The organism is Streptomyces sp. NPDC002044, from assembly GCF_040296725.1.
GTDB lineage: Bacteria > Actinomycetota > Actinomycetes > Streptomycetales > Streptomycetaceae > Streptomyces > Streptomyces antarcticus.
Map to the genome: position 1 here is coordinate 42,349 of NZ_JBEOXU010000035.1, position 10,508 is coordinate 52,856.

A 10,508-nucleotide genomic window follows, 5' to 3' on the forward strand; every position below is an offset into this window, starting at 1 on the left:
CGGGGAAGCGTGCGCCGCAGGCGGCGGGAGACTAGCTCCAGCTGGCGTGCAGCGGCTTGCCCTCGGCGTAGCCGGCGGCGGACTGGATGCCGATCACGGCCTTCTCCTCGAACTCCGCGAGGGAGCCGGCACCGGCGTAGGTGCAGGAGGAGCGGACGCCCGCGATGATCGAGTCGATCAGGTCCTCGACGCCCGGGCGGGCCGGGTCGAGGAACATGCGCGAGGTGGAGATGCCCTCCTCGAACAGCGCCTTGCGGGCGCGGTCGTAGGCGGACTCCTCGGAGGTGCGGTTGCGGACCGCGCGGGCCGAGGCCATGCCGAAGGACTCCTTGTAGAAGCGCCCGTCGGCCGACTGCTGGAGGTCGCCCGGGGACTCGTACGTCCCGGCGAACCAGGAGCCGATCATGACGTTCGAGGCGCCGGCGGCCAGCGCCATCGCCACGTCGCGCGGGTGCCGGACGCCGCCGTCGGCCCACACGTGCTTGCCGTGCTTCCTGGCCTCGGCGGCGCATTCCAGCACCGCGGAGAACTGCGGGCGGCCCACACCGGTCATCATGCGGGTGGTGCACATGGCGCCGGGGCCCACACCGACCTTGATGATGTCGGCGCCGGCCTCGATGAGGTCCTTGACGCCCTCGGCGGCGACGATGTTGCCGGCCACGATCGGGACCTGCGGGTCCAGGGCGCGGACGGCCTTGATCGCGGTGATCATCGACTCCTGGTGCCCGTGGGCCGTGTCGATGACGATCGTGTCGACACCCGCGTCGAGGAGCTGCCTGGCCTTGGCCGCGAAGTCGCCGTTGATGCCGACGGCGGCCGCGATGCGCAGCTTGCCGTTGGCGTCGGTGGCGGGGGTGTAGAGGGTCGCGCGCAGGGCGCCCTTGCGGGTGAGGATGCCGACGAGCCTGCCGTCCTTGTCGACGGCCGGGGCCAGCTTGCGGTGGCCGGCGTCGAGCTTGTTGAAGGCCTCGCGGGGGTCGATGTCGGCGTCGATGAGCAGCAGCTCCTTCGACATGACCTCGGAGAGCTGTGTGAAGCGGTCGACGCCCGTCAGGTCGTGGTCGGTGACGACGCCGACCGGGCGGCCCTCGTCGTCGACGACGACTCCGGCGCCGTGGGCGCGCTTGGGCAGCAGGGACAGCGCGTCCGCGACGGTCTGGGTCGGCGCCAGCGTGATCGGGGTGTCGAGCACGAGGTGGCGGGTCTTCACCCAGGAGATGACGTCGGTGACGATCTCGATCGGGATGTCCTGCGGGATGACGACGATGCCGCCGCGGCGGGCGACGGTCTCGGCCATGCGGCGGCCCGCGATGGCGGTCATGTTGGCCACGACCAGCGGAATGGTGGTGCCGGTGCCGTCGGGCGCGGAGAGGTCGACGCCCTGGCGGGAACCGACCGCGGAACGGCTCGGCACCATGAACACATCGTCGTACGTCAGGTCGTACGGCGGCTTCAGGTCATTGAGGAAACGCACGTGCTGAACATCCCAGTCGATCGGAGGTGCCTCGACAGGGCAGCCGAGGAAACGCACGTACTTCATCCTCCCATGTCCTGGGGTTCGCGCCGCCCGGGCCGATCATCCAGGACATTCCGGGCCGCCTGGTCCTTTCCTACGGGTCCTTGGTCCCGGCGGCGGCTCCCGGCGGCTCCGGACGGGAGCGGGGCGGCCGTCGGGCGCCCCGGCGCGCCCGCCCAGCAGTGTCGCCGCGTGGGCCACGCTCGCCAGGGTCGCGTGGTGGTGCCAGCCGCGGAAGGAGCGCCCCTCGAAGTCCCGTATGCCCGCGGGTTCGCAGGTCCGCGCGAAGTCGAGGGAGACCCGGTCGGCGAGCCGGGCGAGCAGGAACAGCCGGGCGAGGGGCAGGTCGCCCATGTTGGTGACCCAGAACTCGGACGGCAGCGGGTCCGCTTCGGTCCAGGCGCCGAAGAGCAGCAGCGGGGTGGCCTGCACGGGGGCGGCCCGGTCCTCGCCGGGGGACGCCAGGACCGGGGCCGCCGCCGCGGCCAGCAGGGTCACGGCTCCCTCGGCCCGGCCGTACGGGGTCCACTCGACGACGCTGCGCCGGGAGCGCGGGGAGTCGAGGAGTTCCCGCGCGGGCACGGTGCGCGGCCCGGGCGTGTGCCGCCCGGCGGCGCCGGAGGAGACGGGGAGGGAACCGTCGACCTTGAAGACGAAGGGGATGCCCTGGAGGGCGAACGCCTCGGCGCTCTGCGGCAGGTCCCCGCCGGCCACCTCCATCACCACGGGGCGCCGCTGGAGCTGCCAGGTCGCGGCCATCCGCTGTACGGCGTGCACGGCGTCCTGGGCGGGGGTGAGGGAGCGGGCGGTGTCGGGGATGCCGGCCTGCCGGCGGCGCGGGAGTTCACTGGTCCAGGGCCCGGGGAGGGTGAGGGCCCATTCGACCGGGAAGCTGGCCCCGCCGGAGGCGAGCCAGATGCCGCCGGCCTGCTGGCAGTTGGCGGTGCGGCCGAGCTGCGGGACGAACTGCCGGCCGACGCCCACGGACCGGTCGCCGGCCTTCTCGACGACCATGGGCCGGACCACCCAGGCGGACGGAGGCCCGGTGGTCTGTTCGAGGTGCCGGGCGAGGGCCCGCCGGACGGGCGTCCAGTCCCAGGGCGACTTGCTGATGAACTGCTGGAGGCTCTGCTCCACGGATCCGGCCCCGGCCCCGATCCCGACGCCGCTTCCGGACCCGGACCCGGCCCCGGCGATGTTGCGGACCGTTTTCCTGCCCGCGGTCCGCACGAGGCCGTTCAGATAAGCGCGGGCCCAGTTTCGCTGATCCCGCCGCGGTAAGGACTCGAAGAGCAGGGGGATCAGGACGTCGATCAATTCGGAGATCTCCTTCGTGGATTCCTCCGGCAGGACTGCGCGAACCATCCGGGCCTCCCCCGCGACCAGCTTGGTCCCCTGGCCATGTGACCGAAACGAACGTCAGCGGACTCGAATGCGGTCCGCGCATACGGGCGCCGTACCAGCGAAGGCGGAGACCTCCCGGCCCGCCTTCGGCGTCCGGCCCGCGATCCCCTTTCCCCTTTGCCATTCCTCGCGCATTGCGCCGTACGAATGCGACGGATCGCGCGCGGGGAAAGCGGATCTCCACCCCTGGGACCGTCCCCGCACACGCTACCCAGATTTCGGCGTCCCACCGCCGGTTCCGGCGGGCCGGGCCTGAATTCGGCCACGGCGGACGACGGCGTCCCGGAATGCCCTTGCGATCAAGCGGACATCGGATGCAATGTTGATTACATGATTACAGCCGAACAGAGCGAGCAGCTCCGCGCGTGGTTCGCCGAGCGCCTGCCCGCGGACGTCTACGAGACCCTCGTCTCGGTCACGGCCGACCGCGAGGAGATCACGGTCGTCGGCACCCTTCCGGCGGCCGAGTCCGCCGGCGAGTTCCGCGAGCGCACCCGCGAGCAGCGGATCGAGGTGGCCCGGGAAGCCGAGGAGCTGTACCGCCGCAAGGTCGCCTGGGGCGTCCGTTCGGGTGAGGAGACCACGCTGTTCACCCACCTCGCCGTCCCGGTGATGACCCGCCTGCGGCAGTCCGAGCGTCAGGTCCTGGACACCCTCGTCGCCGGCGGCGTGGCCCGCAGCCGCGCGGACGCCCTGGCCTGGTGCGTACGCCTGGTCGGGAGCAACACCGACGCCTGGCTGGCGGACCTGCGCGGCTCCCTGGAAGAGGTCCACCGGGTCCGCGCCCAGGGCCCGGACGTGTCCGGCGCGGCGGACCCCGCGAAGCCCGCCCCCGAATGACGCGAAGGCCGCCCCTCCCGGGCACGATGCCCCCCGCGCACGGGAGGCGGGCCGGACGGCCGTGAGCGGGCGGCCCTCAGCCGCTCCGGCGCCGCTCCCGGTCCCGCGGGGCGGGCGGCTCGGCCAGCAGCACCGTCAGCGGTGGCGCGTCCTGCGCCTCGGGCCGCTCCCGCCAGAAGCAGGCCGCCTCCTCCAGGACCTCCAACAGCGTCTCCCAGTCGGCCGGCCGCGCCGCGGCGAACGACCGCCAGGAGGTGACCGCCAGCAGCCGCCCCGCCGTGTCCGGCAGCCACGACAGGTCCCGCAGGGCGTCCGCGAGCGCGTCCCAGTTCCCCCCGAACCACTCCGGCACGTCCAGCGCGTCCCCGGCCCGCCGCATCAGCCCGGCCTTGGTCCGTACGCCGTCCAGGTCGAGCCGTACGGTCGTCCAGCCCGCCTCCCGCGCGGCGGCCAGTGCGGGGCCCAGCGGCCGCGGGTCCAGGGTCATCGGAGAACCGCCTTGAAGGTCTCGTAGTGGTCGTCCGTGTAGAAGAACTCCCCGCCCTCACCCGTGACGATCCGCCGCGCCCCGCGGTCCCGCTCGCCCGGCGTCCGCACGGTGAACTCGTGGTAGTAGCCGCGCTTCTGCCGGGGCAGGACCTTCTCGAAGTTCCCGAAGACGGTCCCGTCCTGGCGGTGGGGGTACGGCCCGCCCTCGTCGATGAGCGCGAGCACGTCCCGGGCCTGCCGGGGCAGCGCACCGGCGCGTACGGTCGCCATCCCCTTCGCCCATCCGGGGGCGGCGGCACTGGACGCGCCACCGGGCACGTCACCGGAGGCGGTACTCGTGCCGGCGCTCGCGCCAGGACTGGCGCTGGTGGCGGCAGGCGCGGGTTTCGACCCGCCGCAGCCCGCCGCACCGACCAGCGCGGTGCAGAGGAACAGGGCCCCGAGGAAACGCAGCAACGATCGGGGCACGCTCCTGAAGATCATGCACCGATCGTGCCAAATATCCGATTCGCTCGCGAATCGTCCGGTGGCCTCAGAGCGCGGCCATCTTGGTGTACGGACTCAGGATTCGTTTCTGGACCGACCCGAAGTCGACGAGAACGGCGATCCCCTCCTCGATTCCGACGACACGGCCGAGGCCGTGCTCATCGTGAGTGACCCGGTCGCCGACGCTGAACTGCCGGAGCGGCGGTTCCACGGGGGCCTTGAACGGGCTGGACGGCAAATGGCGGCGAGGTACTGCAGACTTTGTCATTGGAACCAGTATGCGCCCAGCAGGCCGCCGCGCGGTCCGCCGTTCGGATCTCAATTCCGGCACCATCCACCCCGGGGAAGGCCGCGACACGGCCGCGCAACCGGCCGGACGGGCCACTCCCGCCGGTCGTCCGGGTCCGCTCCCGCCGGCCGTCCGGGCCGGTCGCCCTAATCGTCCGGGTCGGCGCGTTCCAGCGCCGGACGCAGGCCCGGCTGGGACTCGGTCAGCAGGTAGTCCGCGACCGCCGTGTCCGTGACCAGGCTGGTCACCAGGCCCGACCGCAGCACCGCCCCGATCGCGGAGGCTTTCCGCAGCCCGCCCGCGATCGCCACGACCTCGGGGATCCGCCGCAGCCGGTCCGCCTCGACGGTGATGCACCGCTCGCCGAGGTCGCGTCCGACGCGCCGGCCCTCGGCGTCGAAGAGGTGTGCGGACATCTCCGCCGCGACGCCCAGTGAGGCGTAGTGGGCCCGCTCCTCGTCGCTGAGCATGTCGTGGACGGTCGAGATCCCCGGCTCCCACGAGCCGATGGAGACGGCCGCGACGGTCACCTTGTCGAAGTACTCGAAGGCGCGCGCGATCCCGGTCTGGCCGCGCAGTGTCGCCGCGGTCGCCGGGTCGGGCAGCAGCATCGGCGCGTAAATGGGGTGGGCGTCCCCGCCCGAGACCTGGGCGGCCCGCCGCACGGCCTCCACCGAGCCGCGTTCCGCGGTGCCGGCGTCGTACACGCCCGTCAGCTGCACCACGGTGCAGGGGGGCAGCCGGTGCAGGGAGGCCGCCATGTGGATGGTCGACCGGCCCCACGCCAGGCCCAGTACGTCGCCCTCGTTGACCAGCTCGCCCAGCAGGTCGGCGGCGACCGCCCCCAGGTTCTCCGGGTCGGGCGCGTCCTCGGTCGCGTCGGCCGGCGACTCCACGACCACCGCGTGCCGCAGCCCGTACCGGGCGCGCAGCGCGTCGGAGCGCTCCGCGTCCAGCTCGGCCGGCACCCGGATCTCGATGCGTACGAGGTCCCGTTCGAGGGCGGTCTCCAGGACCCGGGCCACCTTGAAGCGGCTCACGCCGAACTCCTCGGCGATCTGGATCTTGGACTTGCCCTCCAGGTAGAAGCGGCGCGCCATGGCCGCCGCCTGCACCAGTTCCGCGGGTCCCATCCGCAGGGCTGACCGTCCCGCCGACATTGCAGACACCGCGTTCTCCTCACTGCTGTTCACACTCTCGTGTTCACACTCTCGACTCGCCGTTCATCCTGTCAGATCCGGCGGCCGTTGATCAGCCTGGACGGCTGCCGTTCACCGAGCTGTCCCCCAACGCTCGACTCAGTGGTCACAAGCCCACGGCGCCGCGGCGATGGCCGCGCCCGCCTGCTCGCGCAGCGTACGCACCGCGGCGGCCGGATCGGCCGCCCCGTAGACCGCGCTGCCCGCCACGAACACGTCGGCTCCGGCCTCGGCGCAGCGTTCGATCGTCGAGGCCGAAACCCCTCCGTCGACCTGGAGCCACAGCTCCAGGCCGTGCTTGGCGATCAGCTCCCGGGTCCGGCGGATCTTGGGCAGCATGATGTCGAGGAAGGACTGGCCGCCGAAGCCGGGCTCGACCGTCATGATCAGCAGCATGTCGAGTTCGGGGAGCAGGTCCTCGTACGGCTCGATCGGCGTCGCGGGCTTGAGCGCCATCGAGGCCCGCGCCCCCTTGGCCCGGATCTCCCGCGCCAGCCGTACGGGCGCGGCCGCGGCCTCGACGTGGAAGGTGACCGATCCGGCCCCCGCCTCGACGTACTGCGGGGCCCAGCGGTCCGGGTCCTCGATCATCAGGTGCAGGTCCAGCGGGATGTCCGTGGCACGGCTGAGCGACTCGACGATCGGCACGCCGAGCGTCAGGTTCGGGACGAAGTGGTTGTCCATGACGTCGACGTGCAGCCAGTCGGCGCCCTCGACGGCCCTGGCCTCCTCGGCGAGGCGGGCGAAGTCGGCGGACAGGATGCTGGGATTGATCTGAGGGGCCATGCCCCAAGCGTGCCATGCCCCCGGCTCGTTCCGGCCATGACCCCGGAAGTCGGGACGGCCGCGGCACCGATCGAATGATCATGTGGATCATCCGACCGGATCTCGCGCCCGCCCGTGCCCCTCGCCGGGCCGTCCCGCGCTCGCTACGCCGTGCGCCGCAGCAGTGCCAGGTACATCGCGTCCGTCCCGTGCAGGTGCGGCCACAGCTGGACGTCCGGTCCGTCCCCGAGGGCCGGTACGCCCCCCATGTACGGACGGGCGTCGATCAGTTCGGCGGCCACCGGCTCGTTGCTCGCGCCCCGGCCCTTGAGTACGTCGTCCACGACCACCCGGGTCTCCGCCAGGTGCGGGGAGCAGGTCGCGTAGCCCACGATCCCGCCCACCCGGACCGCCGACAGGGCCTCCCGCAGCAGCCCGCGCTGGAGCGGCGCGAAGCCCTCCAGGTCCTCCGGGCGGCGCCGCCAGCGTGCCTCCGGGCGGCGCCGCAGCGCGCCCAGGCCCGTGCACGGGACGTCCATCAGGACCCGGTCGAAGGAGCCCGGCCGCCACGGCGGACGGGTCCCGTCCGCCGTGATGACCTGGTACGGGCCGGGGTTGCCGGCCAGCGCCTTCTCCACGAGGCGCGCCCGGTGCGGCTGCTTCTCGGAGGCCAGCAGGAACGCTCCCCGCCCCGCGGCCAGCGCCGCGAGCAGGGCCGCCTTGCCGCCGGGGCCCGCGCAGCCGTCGAGCCAGCGCTCGTCGCGGCCCTCGACCGGCGCCGCCGCGAGGGCCATCGCCACGAGCTGGCTGCCCTCGTCCTGGACTCCGGCCCGGCCGTCGCGCACCGCCTCCAGCGCGCCCGGCTCACCGCCCTCGGCCATCCGGACGGCGTACGGCGACCAGCGGCCCGGCAGCGCCGAGTCCTCGCCGACCGCCTCCAGCAGCTCCTGCGCGGTGGACCGTCCGGGCCGGGCGACGAGCGTCACCTCGGGCCGTTCGTTGTCGGCCTCCAGCAGGTCCTCGATGCCGGCGCGGCCGCCGCCGAGGGAGTCCCACAGGGCGCTGACGACCCAGCGCGGGTGCGAGTGGTAGACGGCGAGGTGCTCCTCGGCGTCGTCCTCGTACGGCGGGGCGACCCGCTCCAGCCAGCCGTCCATGTCGTGCGCGGAGATCTTGCGCAGCACGGCGTTCACGAACTTGGCGCGCCCGTCGCCGAGCACCACCCGGGCCAGCTCCACGCTCGCCGAGACCGCTGCGTGCGTCGGGATGCGGGTGCCCAGCAGCTGGTGCGCGCCGAGCGAGAGCACGTCGAGGACCGGGGGGTCCACCTCCCGCAGCGGCCGGTCGATGCACGCCTTGATGACGGCGTCGTAGGTGCCCTGCCGGCGCAGCGTTCCGTAGACCAGCTCGGTGGCCAGTGCCGCGTCCCGGGCCTGGAAGCTCTCGTCCTGGCGGGCCTTGCGCAGCAGCGGGGGCAGTACGAGGTTGGCGTACGCGTCGCGCTCGTCCACCGCCCTGAGCACCTGGAAGGCCAGCATCCGGACGGGGTCCTTCTTGGGCCTGCGGTGCGGCTTGGCCGACGTGGCCGGCTTGCCTCCCGCGCCTGCGGCGGCGGGACGACTGCGGGGCTGTTCGCTCACGTGAAAGGTGCTCCGGAGGTACGAGTGCTACGGGTACGGCGAGGGGTGCGGACGTGCGGGGTGCGGACGCGCGCGGGACGCGGGGTGCGGGCCGGGCCCGCGGCCGCGCGTCCACGGATCAGCCTACGTCGCCGCCGCCGAGCCGCTCCCCGGGGGCGATCCGCACCCCGCGGGCCCAGTCGGCGCCGCGCATGGGCTTCTTGCCCTGCGGCTGGACCCACAGCAACTCCACGGCGTGCGATCCGGTGCCGACGTACACGTTGTTCTTGGCCGGGGCCAGGACGCCGGGCTCCAGGTCGGTCCGGTCGGGCACGAGCCCGACCGAGATCAGCTTGAGCCGCTCCCCGCGGAAGACGGTCCACGCGCCCGGGGCCGGCGTGCAGCCGCGCACCACGCGGTCGGCGCGCATCGCCGGGGCCCTCCAGTCGATCCGGGCGTCCTCCACCGTGATCTTGGGCGCGAGGGAGAGCCCGTCCAGGGGCTGCGCGACGGCGCGCAGGGTGCCGTCCTCGATGCCGTCCATGGTGGCGGCCAGCAGCCCGGACCCGGCGAACGCCAGCCGGGTCAGCAGGTCACCGCTGGTGTCGGTGGGGCGGATCTCCTCGGTCAGGATCCCGTAGACGGGGCCGGAGTCCAGCCCCTCCTCGATCTGGAAGGTGGAGGCGCCGGTGACCTGGTCACCGGCCATGATCGAGTGCTGGACGGGGGCGGCTCCGCGCCAGGCCGGCAGCAGCGAGAAGTGCAGGTTGACCCAGCCGAGGCGGGGGATGTCGAGGGCGCTCTTGGGGATCAGCGCCCCGTAGGCGACGACGGGGCAGCAGTCGGGGGCGATCTCGCGCAGCCGGGCCTGGAAGTCGGGGTCGCGCGGCCGCACGGGCTTGAGGACCTCGATGCCCGCCTCCTCGGCGCGTTCCGCGACCGGGCTGGCGACGAGGCGCCGGCCGCGGCCGGCCGGTGCGTCGGGCCGGGTGACGACGGCGGCGACCTCGTGCCTCCCGGAGGCGATGAGGGCGTCCAGGGCGGGCACGGCGACCTCGGGGGTGCCTGCGAAGACGAGCTTCACTGGGGTCCTACCTCGCTATCTCGGCTGTCAGCAGCACATCAGTCTATGGGCCCGGTCCCCCGCGGCCCACCGGTGGCCGTGAGGGGGCGTACGCACACGCGCGCGCCTCTCGCATATGCCGACACGCCCCCACAGCGTGACCTGGGCGCCGGGTGACGCGTTGGTCAAAGGAGATTGACCAAAACGGGCCGCGTCGTGAACGGTGTCTGCGGCCCGATCCGCCCTTCAGCACCGGTTCGAGAGGCTTCTTCATGGCCGACCACGCCACCCACGACGCCCAAGCCCGGGCCAGCCTGCACCTGCTGGTGCGGGACATCGAGCGGGTTCGCCGGCAGGTGGATGCCCTGCGCACGCTCACCGCCCAGCTCGGCAATGTGTACCGCCCGCGCCGCTCCGGTCCCTCCACGGGCTTCGTCGTCTACGGGCGGGCGCCCGCGCCCACCGTCCGCCTCGCGCAGGAGCTCCGGGACAGCGTGGAGACGCTGGTCACCGCCGCGGTGGACTTCGACCGCTCGCTCGGCTTCTCGTGGGACGCGGTCGGTTCGGCGCTCGGCGTCACCAAGCAGGCCGTGCACCGCCGGTACGGCGCCCGTCGGGCGCAGACCGCCGAGGCGGCGGAGCCGCTGGCCGAGGCAACGACCACCACCCGCACCCTGGGCCCGCTGCCGACCGTCCCGGCCGCCCGCTCGGTGCCCCCGCAGCCCCTGCGCGAGGAGTCCCAGGCCGCGGCGGGCGCACCCCGCCCGCCGGCCTTCCCCGGGCCGCGCAACGGCTGACCGGGCGCGTCCGCCGCCGGGTCGCCGACCCCCGACGGCCC

The 10,508-nt window shown here is 73.5% G+C and carries 11 protein-coding genes; 2 read left to right on the forward strand and 9 right to left on the reverse strand.

The window, feature by feature from the left end; translation table 11 throughout:
* Positions 1-31: 31 nt before the first annotated feature.
* Together ABT106_RS12290 and ABT106_RS12295 are read right to left on the reverse strand one after the other, a co-directional pair.
* Positions 32-1,474 (reverse strand): GuaB1 family IMP dehydrogenase-related protein, encoded by a 1,443-nt coding sequence (locus tag ABT106_RS12290; protein ID WP_351275724.1) that lies wholly within the window; start codon positions 1,472-1,474, stop codon positions 32-34.
* 102 nt (positions 1,475-1,576) lie between these two features.
* Complete coding sequence (locus ABT106_RS12295) at positions 1,577-2,881, reverse strand: IS701 family transposase (RefSeq protein WP_351275726.1); 1,305 nt, start codon at positions 2,879-2,881, stop codon at positions 1,577-1,579.
* 369 nt (positions 2,882-3,250) lie between these two features.
* Between ABT106_RS12295 and abmR the strand changes: the two genes are divergently transcribed.
* Entirely contained in the window at positions 3,251-3,760 is a 510-nt protein-coding gene (abmR, locus tag ABT106_RS12300; protein WP_351275728.1) for an ATP-binding transcription factor AbmR, read from the forward strand.
* A 76-nt stretch (positions 3,761-3,836) separates the two neighbouring features.
* Here abmR and ABT106_RS12305 read toward each other — a convergent pair whose 3' ends face one another.
* From ABT106_RS12305 to fmt, 7 genes are all read right to left on the reverse strand, one after another.
* The gene (locus ABT106_RS12305; protein WP_351275730.1) at positions 3,837-4,247 is read right to left on the reverse strand and encodes a barstar family protein; all 411 of its coding nucleotides are present in this window, start codon (positions 4,245-4,247) and stop codon (positions 3,837-3,839) included.
* On the reverse strand, positions 4,244-4,732 hold the full coding sequence (locus tag ABT106_RS12310; protein ID WP_351275732.1) for a guanyl-specific ribonuclease: 489 nt from the start codon (positions 4,730-4,732) through the stop codon (positions 4,244-4,246). The genes ABT106_RS12305 and ABT106_RS12310 overlap by 4 nt, the downstream gene beginning before the upstream one ends.
* A gap of 49 nt (positions 4,733-4,781) precedes the next feature.
* Positions 4,782-5,003, reverse strand: a complete 222-nt coding sequence (locus ABT106_RS12315) for a CarD family transcriptional regulator (RefSeq protein WP_031145007.1) — start codon at positions 5,001-5,003, stop codon at positions 4,782-4,784.
* A gap of 167 nt (positions 5,004-5,170) precedes the next feature.
* A complete protein-coding gene (locus ABT106_RS12320) occupies positions 5,171-6,184 on the reverse strand; it encodes a sugar-binding transcriptional regulator (RefSeq protein ID WP_351275744.1) in 1,014 nt (337 codons plus the stop codon).
* A 138-nt stretch (positions 6,185-6,322) separates the two neighbouring features.
* Entirely contained in the window at positions 6,323-7,009 is a 687-nt protein-coding gene (gene rpe / locus ABT106_RS12325) for a ribulose-phosphate 3-epimerase (protein ID WP_351275734.1), read from the reverse strand.
* 143 nt (positions 7,010-7,152) lie between these two features.
* A complete protein-coding gene (locus ABT106_RS12330) occupies positions 7,153-8,628 on the reverse strand; it encodes an RsmB/NOP family class I SAM-dependent RNA methyltransferase (protein WP_351275736.1) in 1,476 nt (491 codons plus the stop codon).
* 118 nt (positions 8,629-8,746) lie between these two features.
* Entirely contained in the window at positions 8,747-9,691 is a 945-nt protein-coding gene (gene fmt / locus ABT106_RS12335) for a methionyl-tRNA formyltransferase (protein ID WP_351275738.1), read from the reverse strand.
* A 251-nt stretch (positions 9,692-9,942) separates the two neighbouring features.
* On the opposite strand from fmt, the gene ABT106_RS12340 reads away from it, so the two are divergent.
* Entirely contained in the window at positions 9,943-10,467 is a 525-nt protein-coding gene (locus tag ABT106_RS12340) for a hypothetical protein (RefSeq protein WP_351275740.1), read from the forward strand.
* Positions 10,468-10,508: the final 41 nt, after the last annotated feature.